The sequence below is a fragment of the Pseudomonas sp. GM33 genome (assembly GCF_000282295.1).
Lineage (GTDB): Bacteria > Pseudomonadota > Gammaproteobacteria > Pseudomonadales > Pseudomonadaceae > Aquipseudomonas > Aquipseudomonas laurylsulfatiphila.
The window spans coordinates 125,312-147,896 of the sequence record NZ_AKJO01000182.1 but is presented as its reverse complement, the minus strand read 5'-3'; the positions used below and the strand labels follow the sequence as shown (position 1 = coordinate 147,896).

Annotated in this window: 20 protein-coding genes; 4 read left to right on the top strand and 16 right to left on the bottom strand. The window is 61.3% G+C overall.

The annotated features are described in order from the left end of the window. Positions 1 to 10: 10 nt before the first annotated feature. Positions 11 to 604 carry a fasciclin domain-containing protein gene (locus PMI26_RS01425; RefSeq protein WP_007980384.1) on the bottom strand — a complete coding sequence of 198 codons (594 nt, stop codon included), beginning with the start codon at positions 602 to 604 and terminating at the stop codon, positions 11 to 13. 279 nt (positions 605 to 883) lie between these two features. On the opposite strand from PMI26_RS01425, the gene PMI26_RS01430 reads away from it, so the two are divergent. Continuing rightward, complete coding sequence (locus tag PMI26_RS01430; protein WP_007980382.1) at positions 884 to 1,438, top strand: DUF2780 domain-containing protein; 555 nt, start codon at positions 884 to 886, stop codon at positions 1,436 to 1,438. Between the two features lies 1 nt (position 1,439). Here the strand turns inward: PMI26_RS01430 and PMI26_RS01435 are convergent, their stop codons facing one another. Further along, on the bottom strand, positions 1,440 to 2,327 hold the full coding sequence (locus tag PMI26_RS01435) for an acyltransferase (RefSeq protein WP_007980381.1): 888 nt from the start codon (positions 2,325 to 2,327) through the stop codon (positions 1,440 to 1,442). Positions 2,328 to 2,601: 274 nt separating this feature from the next. On the opposite strand from PMI26_RS01435, the gene rloA2 reads away from it, so the two are divergent. Next, positions 2,602 to 3,108 (top strand): retropepsin-like aspartic peptidase RloA2, encoded by a 507-nt coding sequence (gene rloA2 / locus PMI26_RS01440; RefSeq protein ID WP_007980379.1) that lies wholly within the window; start codon positions 2,602 to 2,604, stop codon positions 3,106 to 3,108. 12 nt (positions 3,109 to 3,120) lie between these two features. Here rloA2 and PMI26_RS01445 read toward each other — a convergent pair whose 3' ends face one another. The 8 genes from PMI26_RS01445 to PMI26_RS01475 all read right to left on the bottom strand — a co-directional run bounded on the left by PMI26_RS01445 (position 3,121) and on the right by PMI26_RS01475 (position 12,339). Continuing rightward, positions 3,121 to 3,750, bottom strand: coding sequence for a glutathione S-transferase (locus PMI26_RS01445; RefSeq protein WP_007980378.1), 630 nt, complete (start codon positions 3,748 to 3,750; stop codon positions 3,121 to 3,123). Positions 3,751 to 3,924: 174 nt separating this feature from the next. After that, positions 3,925 to 4,104, bottom strand: coding sequence for a hypothetical protein (locus PMI26_RS01450; protein WP_007980376.1), 180 nt, complete (start codon positions 4,102 to 4,104; stop codon positions 3,925 to 3,927). Further along, entirely contained in the window at positions 4,101 to 5,231 is a 1,131-nt protein-coding gene (locus PMI26_RS01455; RefSeq protein ID WP_033048479.1) for a PepSY-associated TM helix domain-containing protein, read from the bottom strand. The genes PMI26_RS01450 and PMI26_RS01455 overlap by 4 nt, the downstream gene beginning before the upstream one ends. A gap of 72 nt (positions 5,232 to 5,303) precedes the next feature. Continuing rightward, positions 5,304 to 7,739, bottom strand: a complete 2,436-nt coding sequence (locus PMI26_RS01460; protein WP_007980372.1) for a TonB-dependent siderophore receptor — start codon at positions 7,737 to 7,739, stop codon at positions 5,304 to 5,306. 271 nt (positions 7,740 to 8,010) lie between these two features. Further along, positions 8,011 to 8,985, bottom strand: coding sequence for a FecR domain-containing protein (locus PMI26_RS01465; RefSeq protein WP_007980371.1), 975 nt, complete (start codon positions 8,983 to 8,985; stop codon positions 8,011 to 8,013). Then, on the bottom strand, positions 8,982 to 9,500 hold the full coding sequence (locus PMI26_RS0129995; RefSeq protein ID WP_015097109.1) for an RNA polymerase sigma factor: 519 nt from the start codon (positions 9,498 to 9,500) through the stop codon (positions 8,982 to 8,984). Before PMI26_RS0129995 ends, PMI26_RS01465 begins: the two co-directional genes overlap by 4 nt. Positions 9,501 to 9,694: 194 nt before the next feature. After that, positions 9,695 to 10,402, bottom strand: a complete 708-nt coding sequence (locus PMI26_RS01470; protein WP_007980367.1) for a 3'-5' exonuclease — start codon at positions 10,400 to 10,402, stop codon at positions 9,695 to 9,697. Beyond that, the gene (locus PMI26_RS01475; RefSeq protein ID WP_033048462.1) at positions 10,399 to 12,339 is read right to left on the bottom strand and encodes a putative nucleotidyltransferase substrate binding domain-containing protein; all 1,941 of its coding nucleotides are present in this window, start codon (positions 12,337 to 12,339) and stop codon (positions 10,399 to 10,401) included. The genes PMI26_RS01470 and PMI26_RS01475 overlap by 4 nt, the downstream gene beginning before the upstream one ends. 253 nt (positions 12,340 to 12,592) lie before the next feature. Between PMI26_RS01475 and PMI26_RS01480 the strand changes: the two genes are divergently transcribed. Next, the gene (locus tag PMI26_RS01480; RefSeq protein WP_007980363.1) at positions 12,593 to 13,039 is read left to right on the top strand and encodes a response regulator; all 447 of its coding nucleotides are present in this window, start codon (positions 12,593 to 12,595) and stop codon (positions 13,037 to 13,039) included. A 208-nt stretch (positions 13,040 to 13,247) separates the two neighbouring features. On the opposite strand, the gene PMI26_RS01485 is transcribed toward PMI26_RS01480, so the two are convergent. Further along, a complete protein-coding gene (locus tag PMI26_RS01485) occupies positions 13,248 to 15,425 on the bottom strand; it encodes a malate synthase G (RefSeq protein ID WP_007980361.1) in 2,178 nt (725 codons plus the stop codon). Between the two features lie 546 nt (positions 15,426 to 15,971). Between PMI26_RS01485 and PMI26_RS01490 the strand changes: the two genes are divergently transcribed. Continuing rightward, a complete protein-coding gene (locus PMI26_RS01490; protein WP_007980359.1) occupies positions 15,972 to 16,490 on the top strand; it encodes a glycine cleavage system protein R in 519 nt (172 codons plus the stop codon). A gap of 215 nt (positions 16,491 to 16,705) precedes the next feature. Here PMI26_RS01490 and rarD read toward each other — a convergent pair whose 3' ends face one another. From rarD to PMI26_RS01515, 5 genes are all read right to left on the bottom strand, one after another. Then, entirely contained in the window at positions 16,706 to 17,593 is an 888-nt protein-coding gene (gene rarD, locus PMI26_RS01495; protein ID WP_007980357.1) for an EamA family transporter RarD, read from the bottom strand. A 216-nt stretch (positions 17,594 to 17,809) separates the two neighbouring features. Further along, on the bottom strand, positions 17,810 to 18,784 hold the full coding sequence (locus PMI26_RS01500) for a serine/threonine protein kinase (protein ID WP_007980356.1): 975 nt from the start codon (positions 18,782 to 18,784) through the stop codon (positions 17,810 to 17,812). Between the two features lie 193 nt (positions 18,785 to 18,977). Then, the gene (locus PMI26_RS01505; RefSeq protein ID WP_007980354.1) at positions 18,978 to 20,879 is read right to left on the bottom strand and encodes a PhoX family protein; all 1,902 of its coding nucleotides are present in this window, start codon (positions 20,877 to 20,879) and stop codon (positions 18,978 to 18,980) included. Positions 20,880 to 20,944: 65 nt separating this feature from the next. Continuing rightward, a complete protein-coding gene (locus PMI26_RS01510; protein ID WP_007980352.1) occupies positions 20,945 to 21,709 on the bottom strand; it encodes a TOBE domain-containing protein in 765 nt (254 codons plus the stop codon). Between the two features lie 62 nt (positions 21,710 to 21,771). Beyond that, positions 21,772 to 22,512: a ComF family protein gene (locus PMI26_RS01515; RefSeq protein WP_007980350.1), complete on the bottom strand. Its 741-nt coding sequence runs from the start codon at positions 22,510 to 22,512 to the stop codon at positions 21,772 to 21,774. Positions 22,513 to 22,585 lie beyond the last annotated feature (73 nt).

Below are 22,585 nucleotides of genomic sequence, written 5' to 3'. Positions count from 1 at the left end.
GCGGCACGGCTCAGCTTTTCGGCATCAGCACTTTGTCGATGACCTGAATCACCCCGTTGGACTGGTACACGTCGTAGGTGGTGATGTCGGCGACGTCGCCTTTTTCATCCTTGATGGTGATGTTGTGCGGACCGTTCATCATGGCCCACAGTTTGCCGCCGGCCACCGTGGTCAGTTCGGCCTTGCCGCCACCTGCCCTGATTTTCTCGGACAGGGTCATCATGTCGAGTTTTCCGGCGACCACGTGGTAGGTGAGGAGGTGGGTCAGTGTGGCTTTGTTGGCCGGTTTGAGCAGGGTGTCGACGGTGCCCGCGGGCAGGGCGGTGAAGGCCGAATTGACCGGGGCGAACACGGTGAACGGGCCTTTGCCCTTGAGGGTGTCAACCAGGCCGGCGGCTTTTACAGCGGCGACCAGGGTGGTGTGATCGGCGGAGTTCACTGCGTTATCGATGATGTCCTTGCCCGGCAGCATGGTCTGGCCGCCGACCGTGACGGTGCCGTGGCCCATGTCCGCCGCTTGCACGGTGTTCAGGACGAGTCCGCCACCAAGGACCAGGGTCAGCAGGCTGGCAAACAATGACGTTTTGATCGAATTGCGTTTCATGGTGATGATCCTTGTGATGAGAATCGGCCAGGAGTGTCTGTCCGTGCTTGATATACGCAGACAGGGTGGGATTGGATGCAGTGGATCGCTATTTGCCACGACACCGACCTTGTAGGAGCTGCCGGAGGCTGCGATCTTTTGATCTTGATCTTCACGCCAGGATCAAAAGATCGCAGCCTCCGGCAGCTCCTACAGGCCGGGAACAATCCTTGAGGGCGTCAGTCCAATGGACAGTTTTTCGCCGCCCATTGCCGGGCGGTGTTCATCGAGGATGTCTGAATGAAGATTTCACGCGGTTTTGCACTGGCATCACTCCTGACCCTGGCTGCCAGCCCGGCCTTTGCACAGTTCAACTTGAGCGATGCAGCCAATGTCATTGCGGGCATGAAGGCCGATGACGCGACCGCGACCGCCGCACCGACGCCGCAGACTGCCGATTTGCTGAGCACCCTCAGTGAATTGGACATCACCCCGGAGCAAGCCATCGGCGGCGCCGGGGCGATGCTGGGCCTGGCGAAGAACCAGTTGAGTTCGACCGACTACGCGCAATTGGCCAAAAGCGTGCCGGGCATCGACATGCTCTCGGGCGGCGGTGAGTTGGGCGCGCTGGCGGGGCTGCTCGGCTCCAGCGGCAAAGCGGCAGGCCTGGATAACGCCTTGGGCAACGTCAAGGACACCAACGACCTGAACAACGCCTTCAGTGCCCTGGGCATGGACAGCGGCATGATCGGCCTGTTTACCCCGGTGCTCTTGCAGTACCTCGGTCAGCAGGGCGTCGGCGGTACGTTGCTGAGCAGCCTGGGCAACATCTGGGGCGCCGGCACCGGTAGCTGATTCAGTAGCGATCGGTGCGCAAGGCGTCAATGCGCAGGTCCTTCTCGATCCAGAGCTGGTTGACCCAGTTCTGGATCTTCTCGCGAAACACCGGATCGTTTTCGTAATCGCCCTGCCACAGCGCCGGATCGAGCTCGCGGGTCGTGATGTCGATGATGACCCTTGGCACATTGCCGCTGATCAGGTCCCAGAACCCCGGAATCTTCTGCTGCGGATAAACCACCGTCACATCGAGAACGGCGTCCAGCTGCTCGCCCATTGCCGCCAGCACGAATGCCACGCCGCCAGCCTTGGGCTTGAGCAGGTGAGTGAACGGTGACTGCTGTTGAGCGCTTTTCACTGCGGTGAAACGTGTACCTTCCAGATAGTTGACCACCGTCACCGGCTGGCGCTTGAACAGCTCGCAGGCTTTTTTGGTGATCTCCAGATCCTTGCCCGCCAGCTCCGGGTGTTTGGCCAGGAACGCCTTGCTGTAGCGCTTCATGAACGGGTAATCCAGCGCCCACCACGCCAGGCCCAGGAAGGGCACCCAGATCAGCTCTTTCTTGAGGAAGAATTTGAAGAACGGCGTGCGCCGGTTCAGCGTCTGGATCAGCGCCGGGATGTCGACCCAGGATTGATGGTTGCTGATCACCAGATACGAGGTATCGCGGCGCAGATCTTCACCGCCACGAATGTCCCATTGAGTGGGGATGCAGACGCGGAAAATCAGCTTGTCGATTTCCGACCAGGTTTCGGCGATCCACATCACGGCCCAGGAAGCGAAATCGCGCAATCGGCCGGGCAGGATCAGCTTGAGCAGGGCAAACACCAGCAATGGCCCGATCAGGACCAGGGTATTGAGCAGAAGCAGTAGGGTCACGAAACAGCCGGTGAGCAGGCGGCGCATAAGTTACTCGTGGAAGCGGTTGGGCGCGCCATGATAAGCAGCTTCGGGCGACAGGCCAAATCGCTATGACGAATGCTTCACCTGGGCGGCGGTAGGCTGGATACCCTCGTCCCTGTAGGAGCTGCCGAAGGCTGCGATCTTTTGACTTTGTTTTGAAGATCAAAAGATCGCAGACTTCGGCAGCTCCTACAGGGCTTTGATCTTCAAATATCTGCGAACGAATTCAACGGCCACTGTCTAAAATCTCGCTGCCCATCCTTCAAGGAAGCCCTACGTGAAACCGCTCCTCGCACTGCTTTCCCTCCTGGCCCTGCCGGTCTTGGCCGCCGAGCCGACCCTGTACGGGCGTTACGAATACATCGCCCTGCCGGAAATCGGCGGGCAGGTCCTCAAGGCGAAAATGGACACCGGCGCCCTGACCGCGTCGCTGTCGGCCAAGGACATCGAAACCTTCAAGCGTGACGGCGAAGACTGGGTGCGTTTCCGCCTGGCCACCAAGGATGCGGGCAACCAGGTCTATGAACACAAAATCGCGCGCATCAGCAAGATCAAGACCCGCTCCGAAGAGGACGAGGAGGACAGCGAAGTCGTCGCGCCGACCAAGCGTCCGGTGGTCGATCTGGAGCTGTGCCTGGGTCACATCAAGCGCACGGTCGAGGTCAACCTGACAGACCGCAGCAGCTTCAACTACCCGTTGCTGATCGGCGCCAAGGCGTTGCGCGAGTTCGGTGCGGCGGTGAACCCGGCGCGGCGGTTTACGGCCGACAAGCCGGACTGCTGATTTTTCGAAGGCTTAAAGCCTGGGCATCGTCGCAATCATCGAAGGCCGCTGGCTCACCTCGAAGTACCACGCCGCCAGCTGTGGATTGGCTTCGCGCCAATCCAGATCCGGATGGCGCAGATCCAGGTAACCCAGTGCACAGGCCACGCTGATTGCGGCCACGTCGAAGTGGCTGGTCAGCTCGGCAATCGCGTCTTTTTCCAGCAGGGCCAGGGCGCGGCGGATCTTGTCGCGCTGGCCGTCGAGCCATTCGTCCCAGTGTTTCTCCGGGGCACGCAGGGCGACTTCGTAGCGCACCAGCACGGCCGCGTCCATGATCCCGTCGGCAAGGGAGGCGAGGGTCAGGCGCCGCCAGCGGGCCGAGCCTTCGCGGGGGATCAGCGGGTTGCCGACGTGCTGCTGATCGAGGTAGTCGAGGATGACCCGGCTGTCATGGATGACATTGCCGTCGGCCAGGCGCAATGCCGGGATTTTGCTCAGGGGGTTATCGTCGATCAGGGCCGGGTCCGGGGTAACCGGGGTGAGGACGCTGGTCTGCAGCGCCACGCGGTCCTGTTGACCGGTTTCGTGCAGCAGCACCATGACTTTGCGAACGAAGGGAGAGAGCGGGTTGTGGTACAGGGTCATGCTCGGGGCGGACATGGCAGCGTCTCGATCGGTGGCAGTGTCGGGCAGCATAGCGTGTTGGGGCGATAGCTCAAGATACCCCCCCTGTAGGAGCGAGCCTGCTCGCGATGGACTTGAGAATGCCGCTGGGTGTCAGGTTCCCCGCGTTATCGTTAACGACCATCGCGAGCAAACTCGCTCCTACAGGAGTCAGCGGCGTTGCAGGAGGCCGCGCAGGGCTAGCACAGCCGGGATGCCCAGCCCCACCCAGCTCAGTGAATCCCACACACCATCCCCGAGCAACGCGGCAAACAGCCCTGCCGTGCTGAGCACCGCGATAACGGTGGGAATGGCAAAGACCTTCCAGAAATTCGACTGCCGGGGCTTCATGCCACGTTCTCCGCTTTTTCCAGCACAGGCCTGGCAGCCTTGCGCCGCACCACCCACAGGTAGACTCCGCTGCCGAGCACAATGATGGTCAGCACATCCAGGGTCGCCCAGAGGATTTGCATCGGCATGCCGCCGTAGTCGCCGAAGTGCAGCGGTTGCGACATGCCCATGGCATCCATGTACCAGGGGCGCTCAGCCACGGCTGTGACTTGCAGGGTGCTGGCGTCGATCAGCACCGGCGTCAGCAGGTGCGAGGTCAGGTGCGTGCTGCCTTTCATGAACACCGCGTAATGGTGCTCGCTGGAAAACCGCGTGCCGGGGAAGGCGATGAAGTCCGGCTGCATGCCCGGTGCGACGTCCTTGGCGATGTCGAGCAAACGGGTGGCCGGCGCCAGTTGCGTCAACGGTGGCGCATCGCGGTACGGCGCGACCATCGCGCTCAGGCTGTCGTTGCGCCAGGCGGCAATGATCAGGTCGGCGCAGGCACTGATCACGCCGGTCACGCCGACCACCAGGGCCCAGGTCAAGGTCACGACGCCGATCAGGTTATGCAGGTCGAGCCAGCGCAGGCGGGTGGATTTGTCCTGGCGCACGGTGGCGAACTTCAGGCGGCGCATGAATGGCAGGTACAAGACGGTGCCGGAGACGATCGCCACCACGAACAGAATCCCCATGAACGCCAACAGCAGTTTGCCCGGTAAGCCGGCAAACATGTCCACGTGCAGGCGCAGCATGACCATCATGAAACCACCGTTTGCCGACGGCATCTCCAGGGCCTCGCCGGTACGGGCGTCGAGCATGAAGGTGTGGGATGAATTGGGTTCAGTGCCGGCGGTGGGGCCCATGATCGCAATAGCGGCATTGGGTTCGTCATCCTCGAAGCCGAAGTACTGCATGACCTCGCCAGGGCGATGCTTTTCAGCCGCCGCTACCAGCTGCTGCAGATCAAGGCGCGGGGTGTCTGCCGGCATCTGCTTCAGCTCGGCCGCATTGCCGAGGAGATGGTCGATCTCGTGATGGAAGATCAACGGCAGGCCGGTCAGTGCCAGCAGCAACAGGAACACCGTGCAAATCAGGCTGGTCCAGGTATGAACAGCGGACCAGCGGCGAATTGTTTTACTTTTCATTTCATAGCCTTCAGAAAAACCAAAGCCGTCCACGAAGGACGGCCTGGTCATTGGGCGTATCAGCTCAACGTGTTACCACTTGTAGGTTGCACTGGCGACGACACTGCGCTGGTCGCCGTAGTAGCAGTAGAAGCTGTCGCAAGTCGAGATGTAGTCCTTGTCGAGCAGGTTGGTGGCGTTAACGGCCAGCGAAGCGCCCTTGAGGCTGTTGTCCAGGCGGCCGAGGTCGTAGTGTACCGCGGCGTCGAACACCGTGTAGGCACCTGCCTTGCCCAGCCAGGTATTGGCCTCGTCGCCGTAAGTGTTGCCGGTGTAGCGCGCGCCGGCGCCGATGCCGAAGCCGTCGAGCACGCCGTTGTGCCAGGTGTAGTCGCCCCACACCGATGCTTGCTGGTTAGGCATCAGTTGCAGGCGATTGCCCTTGAACGCCCCGTCTTGCACTTCGGACCTGGCCAGGGTGTAGGCGGCGGTGACCTCGAGGTTTTCGGTCACGTCGGAAACGGCTTCCAGCTCCAGGCCTTTGACCCTTACTTCGCCGGTCTGGCTGGTGACCGTCACGTTGCCCACATTGTTGGTGACGGAAACGTTTTTCTGGGTCAGGTCATACACAGCGGCCGTCAGTAGTGTGTTGCTGCCCGGTGGCTGGTACTTGATACCCAGTTCCCACTGCTTGCCCTCGGTCGGCTTGAACGAATCGGTCGGCGAGGCGACGGCATTGCTGGCCGGCTGGAACGATTCGGCGTAGGACAAGTAAGGCACAAAGCCCGAGTCGAACACATAGCTGATCGCCGCGTTGCCGCTGAAGTTCTTGTCGCGCTCGGTGTTGGTGGCATCACCCTTGTTGAAGAATTTGGTGCCGGTATGGACCCAGTCTTCACGACCGCCGAGGGTCAGGCGCCATTGGTCGAGGGCCATTTGATCCTGGACGTACAGACCGGTCTGGTAGGTCTTCTGGTCATAGTCATAAAACGCCGAGGAGCGTGGTGGACGGGTGATCGGCAAGCCATAGACCGGATCGTTGACGTTGATGGCCGGTGCGCTGCCAAAGATCGAGGTGTAGTTGGTGTTGCTGCGCTGGTGGTCCAGGCCGATCAACAGCGTGTGATTAATGTCGCCGGTGGCGAAGTCGGCCTGGAAGTTGTTGTCCACGGCGAACTGGCTGATGTCTTCGTCGACATTGGTCGTGCCGCGCCCGGTGTTGCCTTCATCGTCTACGACAAATCCGATGGAGGGAAAGTAGCTGTTGACGGTCACCGTCTGGAACGACAAGTCCGACTTGGTGTAGCGCAGGTTCTGGCGGAACTGCCAGACATCGTTCAAGCGATGTTCGAAGGCATAACCCAGTGCGTAATAGGTGCGGTCGTAGAAATCGTAGTCCGGATCACCCAGGTTCTTGTGGTGCGAGATCTTGCCGAACGGCATGTCGATCTTGGTGCCCTGAATCGGATAGAACTGGCTGGTAACGCCGGTATCGTCACGGGTGAACTGCGTCAGCAGGGTGAGACGGGTGTCTTCGTCGATGTTCCAGGTCAGGCTTGGCGCAATGTTGTAGCGCTTGTCATCGATATGGTCGATCTGGGTGCCGCCGTCACGCACCACGCCGCTCACGCCATAGAGAAACCGGCCTTCGTCGTCGATCTTGCCGGTGCTGGCGAAGTTGATCTGGCGATGGTTGTCGCTGCCGTACTGCAGCTGGATTTCGCTGCTGGCTTCGGCGCTCGGGCGACGGCTGACCATGTCCAGCAGACCGCCTGGCGGGGTCTGGCCGTACACGGACGAGGCCGGGCCGCGCAGCAAGGCCAGGCGGTCGAGGTTCCAGGTTTCCTGTTTCGGGTTGGCGTATACGCCTTTTGGCAGGGGCAGGCCGTCGAGGAATTGAGTCGGCTCGAAACCACGCACGCGCAGCCAGTCAGCGCGGGTGTCGCTGCCGTAGCTGCTGGCGGTGATGCCCGGCAGGTAGCGCACGGCGGCGTCAAGGGTATGCGCGTTGCGGTCGTCCATCTGCTGGCGAGTGACGACCGAAATCGAGCGCGGTACCTCGACCAGCGCGGTATCGGTCTTGGTGCCGGCGGCGGTGCGCTTGGCCACGTAACCTTGCACCGGGCCCCAGGCGCTTTCAGCGTCTTCCACGCCAATCACGCTGGTTGCCGGCAGATCCATCACGCCCTCGGGCACGGCCACCAGGCTGTAGGTGCCGGCACTGCTCTGCTCCAGTTGCAGCCCGGTGCCACGCAGGGCCTCGCGCAGGGCGCCGGCGGCGTCGAACTGGCCGTTGACGGGTGCCGAGGTTTTGCCTGCCGCCAGGGATGGGTTCAACGACAAGGCCAGGCCGGCCTGGCTGGCGATCTGATTCAGGGTGCTGGCCAGTGGTGCGGCTGGCAGGTTGTAGGCGCGAACGCTTGACGCCTGTTCAGCGGCGACCAGCTGGCTGCTCGCCAAAGGGGTGCAAAGGGCAACGGCGACCGCCAGCAAACTGGGGCGCAACAGGGTGTTCAGCGAACGGGGCATACAGCGGCTCCTGAATGGAAACATTTCTCAATTGCCTGTGTGCCGAACGAGAATCAGAAAGTGATAGGGCTGGATGAAAATAATTTCGATTCAGTTATTCAATAAGCACTGAAGGGTTTCAGGCGTGCGCCTTTGTGGCGAGGGGGCTTGCCCCCGTTGGGTCGCGAAGCGGCCCCCGCGATTTATCAGGTAAACCGCATTTGCGGTTTGGCGACTGCTTCGCAGCCGAGCGGGAGCAAGCTCCCTCGCCACAAAGGAGCTGTGTGCGGGTTCAGGGCTTTGTTTCGGCCTTGGCTATTACCTTCACCCACCATTGCGTGTGCTGTTCAATCTGCACGGGCAGAGTCGGCAGAAGGGCATTGAGCGCCAGGTCGGTGTCACGCAGGGGGAAGCTGCCAGTGATGCGCAGATCGGCCACTTCCGGCGCAACGCCTGTGTAACCGGTTCGATAGCGACCGATTTCATGCACCAGATCTTCCAGTCGCGTGTTGTCCACCACCAGCATGCCGCGGGTCCAGGCATCCGCGCCGAAGTTGACGGCCAGAACCGGGCCCAGGCCGTTATTGCGGATCAACACCTGCTGGCCTTCGCGCAGAATCTGTTCATCCGGGCTGGACTCTGGGTGAACCGCCACCGCCGACTGCAGCACACTCAGGCGTGTGCCTTCTTCTTCACGCTTGACCAGAAACCGCGTACCCAGCGCACGCATGCTGCCTTCGCGGGTTTCGACGATGAACGGCCGGGGATCGCCATGACCGGTTTCAACCAGGATCTCGCCTTCCTGAAGCACGATGCGCCGCTGCTGCTCATCGAAGCGCACATCCAGGGCGCTGTGGGTGTTGAGATTGACCAGCGTGCCATCCGCCAGGCGCAGGGTGCGCTGCTCGCCCACGGCGGTGCGCTGGTCGGCCAGCCAGTAATCGATCGGCAGGTAACGTGGCCCGGCAAACAGCGCCAGGCCGATCACGAGCACCACGCTCGCCACGCCTTTGCCGAGCTTGCGCACCCGTCGGTGGATACCTTCGCGCGATTGCAGCAGGGCAGTGCGGGCCGGACCACTGGCTGCGCTGAAGCGTTGGTCGAGCATGCCCAACTGGCGCCAGGCGCGGGCGTGCTCTTCGTGGGCCGCGTGCCACTTGGCGAATTCTTCGCGTTCTACCGGGTTGGCGCCCTCCATGGACAGCTGCCAGGCAATCGCCGCGTCCAGCACGTTGGCCGATACCGGTTTGGAACCGAGTGGGTTCATGTCGGCTCACCGTACAGCGCGATGTAGCATTGGCGAATGCCCTGGGCCAGGTACTGGCGCACCCGCGGCACCGATACCCCCAGGCGCTCGGCGATTTCTGCGTGGCCAAGACCGTCGAGACGATTGTAGAGGAACGCCGCCCGGGCCTTGGTGGAAAGCTTGCCGAGCAAACGGTCGATGTTTTTCAGGTCTTCGAGGATCATCTGCTGCTCTTGCGCCGAGGGTTGTTCGGCTTCGGGAATCAGCATCAGCTCGGTGAGGTAAGCCTGCTCCAGTGCGGCGCGACGGAAGTAATCGAACAGCAGGCCCTTGGCGATGGCCACCAGGAATGCCCGCGGTTCGCGTGGTTCCTTCAGTTCCTCACGGCCCAGCAAGCGCACGAAAGTGTCCTGGCTCAGGTCTTCGGCCCGCTGCGGGCAGGCGACATTGCGTCGAAGCCAGGCCAATAGCCAACCGCGATGGTCGCGATATAACGCACCGACGAGCTCACTTTGAGGGCTTGGGACTGACGACACGCCGCATCACCGCTTGGGGAGTATTAACTAACGAGAATTGTTCGCGATTGTGGCAGAGGCGCGGGAGGTCCGCAATCGGCGTTGGTCGGGAGACCGCGTCATCGTTCATCGCGGGCAAGCCCGCTCCCACAGGGGGTTCGGTACTCCTGTGGGAGCGGGCTTGCCCGCGATGAGGCCAGAGCAGGCGCCGAAGACTAGAAGGACGGCGCTTGTTGCCGACGCTTCCACTGACTCAAGCGCTGTTGCAAATTCAGTGGGCTATGAATCTGCTGCTGCCGTGCGCGGCTGAACAGGATCAGCGCCAGTTCAGCGGTGGCCAGGGCGTCGGCACTGGCGTGGTGGCGTTCGAAGACTTCGAGCTTGAACCAGTCGATCCAATCGTCCAGCCCGGCCTCGCGAAAGTGCGCCTGGGGGCATAGCAGCGGTGCAATGTCCGCCACGTCCAGAAACGGATGCTGCAACTTGAAGCCCAGGTGATCTTTCAGCGCACGGCCGAGCATGTGCTGGTCAAACGGCGCGTGGAAGGCCAGTACCGGGCTGTCACCGAGGTATTCCATCAGGTCCACCAGCGCTTCTGCGGGATCGCTGCCCGCCGCAATGGCGCTGGGGCCAATGCCGTGGATCAGCACGCTGGGGCCGAGTTTGACTTGCGGATATTGCAAGGTGCGTTCGAACTGCTGGCGAAAGTCGATGGCCCCGTCCTCGATCGCTACCGCACCAATCGACAACACATGGTCCTTGTTCAGGTTCAGCCCGGTAGTTTCCAGATCGAGCACGACCCAGCGCTGCTCACGCAGGCTGCATTCGCCCAGGGCTGCAGCGGCCGGCAAGCGTTCCAGGCGATGTTGCAGGTCGGCGGGCAGGGTGGGACTCGGCGGGCGCAGCCAGGAAAACAGGCTCATAACTGATACCGCAAGGTCAGGCTGCTCTGCAGGCGTTGGGCCTGACGCAGGGACTCACGCAGGATGCGCCGGTCCAGATGATTGAGGCTGTCGGGATCGACCCGATTCGAGTAGGGAAAATTCTCCCGGGTCTGTAGTTGATGTTGCTGCATGCGGGTTTGCTGAATGAAGTGATAGGCCTCTTCGTACGCGGCGCCGTCCAGGGGTTCGATGACCTCTTTGGCGACCAATTGGCGAAAACGCTCCAGCGTGTTATTGGCCTCGATGCCATGGGCCAGGGCCAGCAGCCGGGCGCCGTCGACAAATGGGGTCAGCCCCTGAACTTTCAAATCCAGGGTGGCTTTCTCGCCATTCTTGCGCGTCAGCACGAACTCGCGCAAACGCCCTACGGGCGGGCGATTGCGCAACGCATTCTCGGCCATCATGCGCTGGAACAAACGGTTGTCACCGACCTGATCGAGAATGCCCCGACGCAACTGCTCGCAGCCTTGCTCGCTGCCCCAGACCACGCGCAAATCGAAATAGATGCTCGAACCCAGCAGGTTCTCCGGGGTGGCCTCGCGGATGAACGCCGCAAAGCGCCGCGCCCATTCGGCCCGGGACAGGCACAGCTCGGGGTTGCCCGCCATGATATTGCCCTTGCACAAGGTGAAGCCGCACAGCGCCAGGCTCTGGTTGATCTGCTGGGCGATGGGCAACAACTTGCCGCGAATCTCGGCGGCATGGGCTGCATCCCTGGCTTCGAACAGAATGCCGTTGTCCTGATCGGTGTGCAGGGTCTGCTCGCGACGGCCTTCACTGCCGAAGCACAGCCAACTGAATGGCACGCCGGGATCACCTTTTTCGGCGAGGGTCAGTTCGATCACCCGGCACACGGTGTGATCGTTGAGCAGGGTAATGATGTGGGTGATCTGCGTCGAAGACGCACCATGGGCCAGCATGCGCTCGACCAGTTGACCGATTTCGCCCCGCAGCGCCACCAGGTTTTCCACCTTCTGCGCGTTGCGGATGGTGCGCGCCAGGTGCACCAGGTCGACCCGTTGCAGGGAAAACAGATCGCGCTCGGAAACCACGCCGCACAAGCGTTGGTCCTTGACCAGGCAGACATGGGCGATGTGACGCTCGGTCATGGCAATCGCCGCGTCGAATGCACTGTGATCCGGCGACAGGAAAAACGGTGCCCGGGTCATGTGCCCTTCGATGGCTTCGTTGAAATCACTGCTGCCGTTGGCCACGGTCTGACGCAGGTCGCGCAGGGTGAAAATCCCCAGTGGCGCCTTGAGTTCATCGACCACCACGATGCTGCCGACCTGTTGTTCGTGCATCAAGGTCACGGCTTCGCGCAAGGGTGTCTGCGGGGCGCATGACACCGGGTGGCGCATGGCCAATTCACCCAGTCGGGTATTAAGCGAATATTGGGTGCCGAGGGTTTCCACGGCTTTTTGCTGCACTTGCTGGTTGACCTGGTCCAGCAGGCTGCTGACGCAGCGCAGGGCGAAGTTGCGGAAGGTGTCCGATAGCGAAAACAGGCGGATGAACGCCGGCTTGTTCAGCTGCAGGCAAAAGGTGTCTTCGCCGGCGAGGTGCTCGGTACGGGTCGCCCGTTCACCCAGCAACGCCGCGAGGGGGAAACACTCGCCGGTGGTGATCTCGAAGACTGTTTCGGTGCCACCTTTTGCCGTATCCGGACGCTCGCCCACGACCCGGCCTTGCTTGACGATATAGAAGTGCTCGACCGGGCCGTCGACGGGTTTGATGATGCTCTCGCCGGGGGCGTAGAAACGCAGCTGACATTGCTCGACCAGATACGCCAGGTGCGCGTGCTCCATCTGGTTGAAAGGCGGGAAACGCTGAAGGAATTGCAACGTGCCCTGGATGTTCTGCAACACCGCGGTTTTCCCTGCCTGTGTGAAGGCGTCCGCTTTACTCATAACCATTACCGCAGTCTTTTTTGAATTGTTGTAGTCGGATGACCCGGACATGGTCGACCCCTGTGGCCGGGGTGCCCATTGGACGTAAGTCTAGGTAGGCTTTTAGTATCCTGAAATGTCGGAAGAATCCTACGCAAACGTGCGAAAAACCTCTCTTCTGCCCTATTGGAAAATTTTCCGACGAGGTGCACATTGATGGCCTGCTTAGCGATGTCTCACCACTGTGCTAGGGAATTGTATTGAACATGTAGAGAAAGCCATGTCCGACCACGATATTTTGAGCGACGCCGAGCGCGAAGCGCTGAGTGCAGTCATGCTGGAACCTGACCTGCCACCGCAACGGGTGCTGATCGTCGACGACGATAAAGACGCCCGGGAGCTGCTGTCAGAGATCCTGGCACTGGATGGTATTCGCTGCCTGAGCGCGGCCAGTGGCGAAGCGGCACTCAAGATGCTGGAGGAGAAACCTTCGATCGGACTGGTGATTACCGACTTGCGCATGGGGCACGTCGACGGGCTGGACCTGATCCGACAGGTGCGCGAGTCGGTAAGGGCGGCGTTGCCGGTCATCATCGTCTCGGGCGATGCCGACGTAAAAGATGCGATCGCCGCGATGCATTTGAATGTGGTGGACTTTCTGCTCAAACCGATTGATGCCGGCAAGCTGCTGGAGTTGGTCAAGCATGAGCTTGGGATTGAGCCTTAGTCCAAACCAGTAAACCCTGCACAGTCCCTGTGGGAGCGGGCTTGCTCGCGAATACGTAGTGTCAGTCGAGTATTTTTTGGCAGATGCACCGCTTTCGTCGGAACGCCGCCCGGAGCAAGCCTGCTCCCACAAAGAGCAACAAATCATGCAAACAAAAAAGCCCTGATCTTTCGATCAGGGCTTTTTCATGTCCGGCGCAGACGCTCAGTTACAGGCCATTGGCGGCCTTGAACTCGCGACGACGACGGTGCAGGACCGGCTCGGTGTAGCCGTTCGGCTGTTTGGTACCTTCGACCACCAGTTCGACCGCTGCCTGGAAGGCGATGTTGTTGTCGAAATTCGGGGCCAGCGGACGGTACAGCGCGTCGCCGGCGTTCTGACGGTCAACCACCGGCGCCATGCGCTTGAGGCTTTCCATGACCTGGTCTTCGGTGACGACGCCATGGCGCAGCCAGTTGGCGATGTGCTGGCTGGAAATACGCAGCGTGGCACGGTCTTCCATCAGGCCGACGTCATTGATGTCCGGCACTTTCGAACAACCGACGCCCTGGTCGATCCAGCGCACCACGTAACCGAGAATGCCCTGGCTATTGTTGTCCAGTTCGTTCTTGATCTGTTCGGCGGTCCACTGCGGGTTCACCGCCAGCGGGATGGTCAGGATGTCGTCCACCGAAGCGTGGGCACGTTTGGCCAGTTCGGCCTGACGGGCGAACACGTCGACCTTGTGGTAGTGCAGTGCGTGCAGTGCAGCGGCAGTCGGCGAAGGTACCCAGGCGGTGTTGGCACCGGCCAGTGGGTGAGCGATTTTCTGTTCGAGCATCGCAGCCATCAGGTCCGGCATGGCCCACATGCCTTTACCGATCTGCGCGCGACCTTGCAGGCCGGTGCTCAGACCGATATCGACGTTGGAGTTCTCGTAGGCGCCGATCCATTTTTCCGCCTTCATGTCCGCCTTGCGCACCATCGGGCCGGCTTCCATGGAGGTGTGGATTTCATCGCCGGTGCGGTCGAGGAAACCGGTGTTGATGAACACCACACGCTCGCTCGCTGCCTTGATGCAGGCCTTGAGGTTGATCGTGGTACGACGCTCCTCGTCCATGATCCCGACTTTCAAGGTGTTGCGTGGCAGGCCCAGCACGTCTTCGATACGACCGAACAGCTCGTTGGTGAACGCGGCTTCTTCAGGGCCGTGCATCTTCGGCTTCACGATATAGACCGAGCCGGTGCGGCTGTTCTTGCGTGAGCTGGTGCCGTTGAGGTTGTGGATCGCCGACAGACAGGTCACCAGGCCATCGAGAATGCCTTCCGGCACTTCGTTGCCCTCTTTGTCGAGGATCGCGTCGATGGTCATCAGGTGGCCAACGTTGCGCACGAACAGCAACGAACGACCGTGCAGGCTCAGTTCACTGCCATCGACGGCGGTGTAGGTCCGGTCGGCGTTCATGGTGCGGGTAAAGGTCTGACCGCCCTTGGCGACGCTTTCCGACAGATCGCCCTTCATCAGGCCGAGCCAGTTGCGGTAGATCACCACTTTGTCATCGGCGTCGACGGCGGCAACCGAGTCTTCGCAGTCCATGATGGTGGTCAGTGCGGCTTCCATCAGGATGTCTTTGACGCCGGCCGCGTCGGTCTGGCCGACCGGGGTGCTGGCGTCGACCTGGATTTCGAAATGCAGGCCGTTGTTTTTCAACAGGATCGCGGTCGGTGCAGCGGCATTGCTCTGGAAGCCGATCAGTTGGGCGTCGTTGCGCAGGCCGGTGTTGCTGCCGCCTTTAAGGGCGACCACCAGTTTGCCGTCGACGATCTTGTAGCCGGTGGAGTCGACGTGGGAGCCGGCCGCCAATGGCGCCGCTTCGTCGAGGAAGGCACGGGCGAAGGCGATGACCTTGTCGCCGCGAACCTTGTTGTAGCCTTTGCCTTTTTCCGCACCGTTGGCTTCGCTGATGGCGTCGGTGCCGTAGAGCGCGTCGTACAGCGAGCCCCAGCGGGCGTTCGAGGCGTTGAGCGCAAAGCGGGCGTTCATCACCGGCACCACAAGCTGCGGGCCGGCCATGCGGGCGATTTCGTCATCGACGTTTTGCGTCGTTGCCTGGAAATCGGCCGCTTCTGGCAGCAGATAACCGATGTCTTGCAGGAAGGCTTTATAGGCCACGGCGTCGTGCGCCTGACCGGCGCGTTCCTGGTGCCAGGAATCAATACGAGCCTGGAAATCATCGCGTTTGGCGAGTAGGGCTTTGTTCTTCGGCGCCAGGTCATGGATGACCTTGTCGGCACCGGCCCAGAACTTATCGGCGGTGAGGCCGGTACCGGGAATGGCTTCGTTGTTCACGAAGTCGAACAGGACTTTGGCGACCTGCAGGCCACCGACTTGAACGTGTTCAGTCATTGCTTGCCTCACTCTGCTCAGCTATTTCGCTTTTCAGCTCTTCAATTTAACAATGAAGCCTTTGGCCATTTAAACCACAAACCCCTCTGCCAGTACATGCCCATGACGGGCGGCTGGGTTGGGACCAATCAACGGCTTGGGGCCTTGCTGACAGGGCTTTCAGGGTTGCGAACGGGCCGGCGGCAGACATCGAACCAACGTTATGTAGTGCGCGCTGCGGCATACTACATGATGAATTGCGGATGTGAAAATTAGACTAATCACGTCGTTCTGCGACCCCATGACGCATTGCAGTCACGGCGCGGAACAGGATGTTCTCAAAAAACCAGTGGATTGTTCCAGCTAAATATCAAAAGTTGTACACGATTTGTTTGAGCGGTCAGATCGGCGGTGCCTTCATTCGCGAGCAGGCTCGCTCCCACAAAGGCCCGCGCAACCCTTGTGGGAGCGAGCCTGCTCGCGAAGGCGCCTGACCTGTCGGCGCAGGTCCAACCCTTGCCTATACTTGGTTCTCTGTCACAAAAATCATGACCAGAGGGCTGCGCCATGGACCACCTCGTACTCACCGTTTTTGCACCGGACAAGCCCGGGCAAGTCGAGCGCATTGCCCAATGCATTGCCGAGCACGGCGGCAACTGGCTGGAAAGCCGCATGTCACGCATGGCCGGACAATTCGCCGGCATTCTGCGGGTGGGGGTGCCGGCCGAGGCCTATGACGAATTGGTCGATGCCCTGCAAGGCTTGTCCACCCAGGGCATTCGCGTAATGATCGCCGAAAGCAGCATCGAACAATCCTGCACCTGGAAGCCGATCGCGATGGAGCTGGTGGGCAATGATCGCCCGGGGATCGTGCGTGACATCACACGCTTGTTGAACGAGCAGGGGGTGAGTCTGGAACGGTTGGTGACCGAAGTGCGCCCGGCACCGATGAGCAGCGAGCCGTTGTTCCATGCCGAAGCGATTCTTGCCGTGCCGCTGACGCTGTCGCTGGACGTCCTGCAATCGCGCCTGGAAACCCTGGCCGACGATCTGATGGTCGAATTGGTGCTGCGCAGTGAGCCCTGATCAGGTTATCCAAGTTAAACGTGCACCGGCCTGTGGATAACCTGTAGAGACACCCCGCCAGGCCACGCCGACCGGGGTTCTTCAGGATCTGATCAAAAAACCAGCAGTTTCAGCCACTTGCGCACAATCGGCGGGGATCACGCTGTGGATAACCTTGGGAAGGAATGATGCAGGCCACGGAGCTCGTGGCCTGTAGATGTTTGAGTGTTTTTTGATCAGCTGCGGCGACGCAAACTGAGCCACGCATCCACGCTGTAAACCGCCAGACCGGCCCAGATGAACATGAACGCTACCAGGGTGCTGGACGACAGGTGCTCGCCAAACAGCAGGACCGCTTGCAGTAGTACCAATGTCGGCGCCAGGTACTGGAGAAAGCCCAGTGTCGTGTAGGGCAAATGCCGTGCAGCCGCGTTGAAGCAGACCAGCGGCACCAGCGTGACCGGCCCGGCCGCCACCAGCCACCAGGCTTCTGACGTGGTCCAGAATTCGGCCTGAGCGCTGGGGGCGGTCGGGTTGAACAGCAACCAGGCAATGGCGATCGGCACCAGCATCCAGGTTTCCACCACCAGCCCCGGCAGTGCCTTGACCGGTGCCTGCTTGCGAATCAGCCCGTAGAAACCGAAGGTCAGTGCCAGCACCAGCGACACCCACGGCAGGCTGCCGACTTGCCAGACCTGTTGCGCCACACCCACAGCTGCCAGACCGACGGCAATCCACTGCATGCGCCGCAGCCGTTCGCCAAGGATCAGCATGCCCAGCAACACGTTCACCAAGGGGTTGATGTAGTAACCGAGGCTGGCCTCCAGCATGCGGCCGTTGTTCACCGACCAGACGTAGGTCAGCCAGTTGGCCGCGATCAGCGCACCGCTCAGGGCCAGGATCGCCAGGCGTCGCGGGTTCTCCCGCAGCTCACGCCACCAGCCGGGATGCTTCCATACCATCAGCAACAAGGCGCCGAACAATGCCGACCACAACACCCGGTGGATGATGATTTCCACGGCGGGCACGCTGGCGATGGCTTTGAAGTAGAGGGGAAAAAGTCCCCAGATGATGTAGGCACTCAGGCCCAGAATGTACCCGCGACGCGGGTTGGCGGCTTGCATGCAGAATCCTTGCTTAGGCAGCTAACAAAGAGAGGATTGTAAGGAGATTCGTCTGCGAATGTCCTGCCTGAATAGGTAGGTCATTTGTGAACATCGGTACCTGTAGGAGCGAGCCTGCTCGCGATGGACGTCAACGATAACGCGTGCTGTCTGGATAAACGCGTTGCCCTTGCGTTCTTCGCGAGCAGGCTCGCTCCTACAGGGGGGCAGGGTGGGTCAGAAGAGTTTTAGTGGCTCTTCCTGGAGCGCCGCCAGTTGCTCGCGCAGAGCCAACACCTGATCACCCCAGTAACGCTCGGTGCCGAACCACGGAAAGCTGCGGGGGAACGCCGGATCGTCCCAGCGACGGGCGAGCCACGCGCTGTAGTGCAACAGACGCAGGGCGCGCAAGGGTTCGATGAGCGCCAGTTCACGCGGGTCGAAGTCGTGGAATTCGTTATAGCCATCCATCAGTTCCGACAACTGGCTCAGGCAATCCTGGCGATCACCGGCGAGCATCATCCAGATGTCCTGTACCGCCGGGCCCATGCGGCAGTCGTCGAGGTCGACGATATGAAACATCTCGTCGCGGCACATCATGTTGCCGGGGTGGCAGTCACCGTGCATGCGGATGTTCTGGTGCGGCGTGTTGCTGTAGGCATCTTCCACACGCTTGAGCAGGTCGCGGGCCACCGATTCGTAGGCCGGCAGCAGGCTGCGGGGGATGAAGTTGCCGTCGAGCAACGTGGCCAGCGAGTCATGGCCGAAGTTTTTCACCGCCAGCGCTTCACGGTGTTCGAACGGCCGGGTCGAGCCGACCGCGTGCAGGCGTCCGAGCAACTGGCCCAGGCGATACAGTTGATCGAGGTTGCCCGGCTCCGGTGCGCGGCCGCCGCGGCGGGGGAACAGGGTAAAACGGAAACCGCTGTGTTCGTGCAGGGTTTCGCCGTTGTGGATCAACGGCGCCACGACCGGCACCTCGCAGTCGGCGAGTTCGGCGGTGAACTGGTGTTCTTCCAGAATCGCTTCGTTGCTCCAGCGTTGCGGCCGGTAGAACTTGGCAATCAGTGGCTCGGCGTCTTCGATGCCGACTTGGTAGACGCGGTTCTCGTAGCTGTTGAGCGCCAGGATGCGCGCGTCGCTGAGAAAGCCGATGCTTTCGACGGCATCGAGCACGAGGTCTGGCGTAAGGGTTTCAAACGGGTGGGCCATGCTGACTCCTGCGCGCAGCAGGCTGCTGCGTCCGGCCAGGCATGGTAGCGCAGACGGGCGCTCTTTAGGGGCAGGGTTGCGAGATGTGTTGTCCGGGCTGATGCCTTCGTCGGAACGCCGCCCGGGGCAAGCCCGCTCCCACAAGGACTACATGAATCCCTGTGGGAGCGGGCTTGCCCGCGAAGAGGCCGGATCAGGCGCCGACGATCCCGCCATCTTCCCGCGAAATCGCCATCACCGAAGACCGCGGCTTGCCATTGGGCAGGTGCTCGGGGAAGGTCGAACCACCGTTTTCACCCGGGTGCTGGATCCCGACAAACAGTGTTTTCTGGTCCGGCGAGAAGCTGATCCCGGTCACCTCGCACCCCACCGGCCCGACCATGAAGCGGCGAATTTCGCCGGTCGCCGGATCTGCACAGAGCATCTGGTTGTTGCCCATGCCGGCAAAGTCACCGGCGTTGCTCACATCACCGTCGGTCAGGATCCACAAGCGTCCGGCCTTGTCGAAGCCCAAGCCGTCCGGGCTGTTGAACATGTTCTGCGGCGTGATGTTCGACGAGCCGGCCTTGGGCGTCCCGGCATGTGCGGCCGGGTTGCCGGCCACCACAAACAGGTCCCAGGCAAAGGTGTGTGAAGCGTGATCGTCGCGCTCGGTACGCCAGCGCAGAATCTGGCCGTAGACGTTCTTCTCCCGCGGGTTCGGTCCACCCACCGGTTGCCCGTCTTCGCCGCGCTTGGCGTTGTTGGTCAATGTGCAGTAGACCTGGCCATCCTTGGGGCTGACCACGATCCATTCCGGGCGGTCCATGCGCGTGGCTTTCACCACACTGGCAGCGAGACGGGCGTGGATCAGCACCTCGGCCTGATCGGCAAAGCCGCTGCTGGCGTCGATACCGTTTTTGCCGTGGGTCAGTTCGATCCATTCACCCTGGCCTTTCGGGTGATCGGCGTTGCCGTCCCCCGCATCGAAACGCGCCACATAGAGGGTGCCGTGATCGAGAATGTCGCGGTTGGCCTTGGGGTTCTTGTGGTCGATCTTGTCGCGGCTGACGAATTTGTAGATGAACTCACCGCGCTCATCGTCGCCCATGTACACCACGGCATGGCCATCGCCGGTTTCGGCCAGGGCGGCGTTTTCGTGTTTGAAGCGGCCGAGGGCGGTGCGTTTGACCGGCGTCGACTGCGGATCGAACGGATCGATCTCCACCACCCAGCCGTGACGGTTGAGTTCGTTGGGGTTTTTGGCCAAGTCGAAGCGCTCGTCGTGTGGGTGCCAGTTGATCTCTTTGCTGGTCACCACCGCGCCGTAGCGTTTTTGCGCCGGATCGAACTTCTGCTCGGCATTGCTGCTGCCGAAGCAGTCGGTGAAGTTTTCTTCACAGGTCAGATAGGTGCCCCACGGCGTCTTGCCATTGGCACAGTTCTGGAAGGTGCCGAGAACGTTCTTGCCCTGGGGATCGGCGCTGGTTTTCAGCAGGGCATGGCCGGCGGCCGGGCCGCTCAGGGTGATCGGCGTATTGCCGTGAATGCGGCGGTTGTAGCGCGAGCCCTGGACGAATTGCCATTGGCCGTTCTTGCGCTGCACTTCAATCACCGACACGCCTTCGCAGGCCAGCGCCTTGCGCACGTCTTGCGCCGATTGCGGCATGCCGCCATGGGCGTAGAGGTAGCGGTAGTTGGTGTATTCGTTGTTGATCGCCATCAGCGCCCGGTCTTTTTCGCCCGGAAACTCGAACAAGCTCATGCCGTCGTTGTTGTCGCCGAACTGGGCTTCCTGATGCTCGGCGCTGCCGTTGCCGCTCGGGTCGAACGCGGGGCCGTCCTTGTGCAGGGGCTGGCCCCAGCTGATCAGCACCGAGGACTTGTAGCCCGGTGGCAGGGTGATGGCGTCGCTGGTGGCGGCGGCAATGCTGTCAAAGCCCAGCAACTGGCTGTTACCGGCGCTGACGCTGGCGGCCATCACGCTGCGGCTCAGCAGGTTGCCGCCGAGGAACATCGCCGCGCCGCACAGGGCACCTGCGCTGATGAAGCTGCGACGACTGAGGCCGACCATGGTTTCGAGGTCGGTGGACTGGTTTTCTTCTAATAGGCTCATTTCAGGCTCCCTGCGGTTTTGCAGACACCTTAATGGTGAGTAATGAACCTTTTGTTGCAGTTTGCTTAAAGCGGCGTACCCAGCAGAACCCTGGAGGGCGAAAACTCCACGCGCACGGGTTTGCCGCAGGTCAGCCCCAATGCCTGCAGATGCGTTGGTTCGTCCAGCGCGCACAGGGTCAGGCCGTTAGGCAGGGTGATGCGCACTTCGCTGGGGCCGTCGTCGGCATCGAGAATTTTCTCGATGGTACCTTTCAGGCAATTGTTTCCCGGCGTTTCGGCTGAATCGATCTGCAGTACATCGAGCCAGCCGGCCTTGATCAAGGCCACGACTTCGGTGCCGATCTGCAGTTCCAGGCGCTCGGTGCTGTCGTGGGTGATTTGCGCATCGACGATCAAGCCTTCGGCGACTTCGAGACGAATCAGGTCGTTGCGTCCCTGGGACTCGATCGCCATCACCTTGCCGTGCAACTGATTGCGCGCGCTGGTGCGCAGCATCAAACGCCCGAGCAGGTCGAGGTCGCTGGCATCTTCAGCGGCTTCCAGCACCTGGGCCTGCAAGGCTTGCAGCTTCTGGTACAGCCGCAGCACCCGCTCGCCTTCTTTGGAGAGGCGGGCACCGCCGCCACCCTTGCCGCCGACAATCCGCTCCACCAACGGCTTCTGCGCCAGGTTGTTCAACTCATCAATGGCATCCCAGGCAGCCTTGTAGCTCAGGCCCGCGCTTTTTGCCGCACGGGTAATCGAGCCTTGCTCGGCGATGTGCTGCAGCAGGGCGATGCGCTGCGGACGGCGGACAATGTGCTGGGACAACAAGGTGGGCAAAGACATGGCAAGTCGCTTTGGGTGGTGGCGATGGGGGGACGTTGGCGGCTTGGTACGCGTGAGTCAAGTCAGGGTGTCTCGCCGGGCTTGGGCGTGCGGGCCAGGCAATAGACGTCGACCCGCGCTGCACCGGCGTCGATCAACACCCAGGCCAGGGCCTGGGCCGTGGCACCGGTGGTGAGGACGTCGTCGATCAGGGCCAGGTGCCGGCCTTTGACGGCGGCACCGGGTATCAGACTGAAAGCGTTGCGCAAGTTCTTGCGGCGCGCTTGGGCATTCAAGGCCTGCTGGGCATCGGTGTCCTGGGTTCGCAACAGCAACCGTTCGTCGTACGGAATGTCCAGAGCGTCACTCAACCAGTGGGCAAGCATCGCCGCCTGGTTGAACCCGCGCTGGCGCAGGCGCCGGGTGGCCAGCGGTACCGGAATCAGCGCATCGGGTCGCTGCAGATCGTCTTCGAAGCGATGTTGCAGGTATTGAACGAGAAGTTCGGCGAGCAAGCGGCCAAACGGCCACTTTGCGTTGTGTTTGAAACGGGTGATCAGACTGTCAACCGGGAAGCTGTAGGTCCAGGGGGCAATCACGTGTTCGAAGGCAGGTGGCTGCTTCAGGCAATGGCCGCAGGTCAGGCCCGCGGCCGGCAGCGGCAGGGCGCAGGTTCGGCAGTGAGTGCCAAGCCAGGGCAACTCGGTTTCGCAGGCCGTGCAGACCGGGGCGATACCGTCGGTGGGTTCGTCGCACAAAAGGCATGATTGATTGTTTTTTGACCAGATGTAAACCGGTCCTTTGTTCTGTGGTTGACAGCGCATCGCTCTTCCTTAAATATGCCGAAACATCTGTGAGGCGGCTGTGACATTCCATGACCCAGCCGCATGCCAAAGC

Excerpts from the sequence above, each read along its gene's own strand:
- PMI26_RS01425 (WP_007980384.1), bottom strand. The coding sequence starts at position 604 with ATGAAACGCAATTCGATCAAAACGTCATTGTTTGCCAGCCTGCTGACC.
- PMI26_RS01430 (WP_007980382.1), top strand. The coding sequence starts at position 884 with ATGAAGATTTCACGCGGTTTTGCACTGGCATCACTCCTGACCCTGGCT.
- PMI26_RS01435 (WP_007980381.1), bottom strand. The coding sequence starts at position 2,327 with ATGCGCCGCCTGCTCACCGGCTGTTTCGTGACCCTACTGCTTCTGCTC.
- PMI26_RS01445 (WP_007980378.1), bottom strand. The coding sequence starts at position 3,750 with ATGTCCGCCCCGAGCATGACCCTGTACCACAACCCGCTCTCTCCCTTC.
- PMI26_RS01450 (WP_007980376.1), bottom strand. The coding sequence starts at position 4,104 with ATGAAGCCCCGGCAGTCGAATTTCTGGAAGGTCTTTGCCATTCCCACC.
- PMI26_RS01455 (WP_033048479.1), bottom strand. The coding sequence starts at position 5,231 with ATGAAAAGTAAAACAATTCGCCGCTGGTCCGCTGTTCATACCTGGACC.
- PMI26_RS01460 (WP_007980372.1), bottom strand. The coding sequence starts at position 7,739 with ATGCCCCGTTCGCTGAACACCCTGTTGCGCCCCAGTTTGCTGGCGGTC.
- PMI26_RS01465 (WP_007980371.1), bottom strand. The coding sequence starts at position 8,985 with ATGAACCCACTCGGTTCCAAACCGGTATCGGCCAACGTGCTGGACGCG.
- PMI26_RS01470 (WP_007980367.1), bottom strand. The coding sequence starts at position 10,402 with ATGAGCCTGTTTTCCTGGCTGCGCCCGCCGAGTCCCACCCTGCCCGCC.
- PMI26_RS01475 (WP_033048462.1), bottom strand. The coding sequence starts at position 12,339 with ATGGTTATGAGTAAAGCGGACGCCTTCACACAGGCAGGGAAAACCGCG.
- PMI26_RS01480 (WP_007980363.1), top strand. The coding sequence starts at position 12,593 with ATGTCCGACCACGATATTTTGAGCGACGCCGAGCGCGAAGCGCTGAGT.
- PMI26_RS01485 (WP_007980361.1), bottom strand. The coding sequence starts at position 15,425 with ATGACTGAACACGTTCAAGTCGGTGGCCTGCAGGTCGCCAAAGTCCTG.
- PMI26_RS01490 (WP_007980359.1), top strand. The coding sequence starts at position 15,972 with ATGGACCACCTCGTACTCACCGTTTTTGCACCGGACAAGCCCGGGCAA.
- rarD (WP_007980357.1), bottom strand. The coding sequence starts at position 17,593 with ATGCAAGCCGCCAACCCGCGTCGCGGGTACATTCTGGGCCTGAGTGCC.
- PMI26_RS01500 (WP_007980356.1), bottom strand. The coding sequence starts at position 18,784 with ATGGCCCACCCGTTTGAAACCCTTACGCCAGACCTCGTGCTCGATGCC.
- PMI26_RS01505 (WP_007980354.1), bottom strand. The coding sequence starts at position 20,879 with ATGAGCCTATTAGAAGAAAACCAGTCCACCGACCTCGAAACCATGGTC.
- PMI26_RS01510 (WP_007980352.1), bottom strand. The coding sequence starts at position 21,709 with ATGTCTTTGCCCACCTTGTTGTCCCAGCACATTGTCCGCCGTCCGCAG.
- PMI26_RS01515 (WP_007980350.1), bottom strand. The coding sequence starts at position 22,512 with ATGCGCTGTCAACCACAGAACAAAGGACCGGTTTACATCTGGTCAAAA.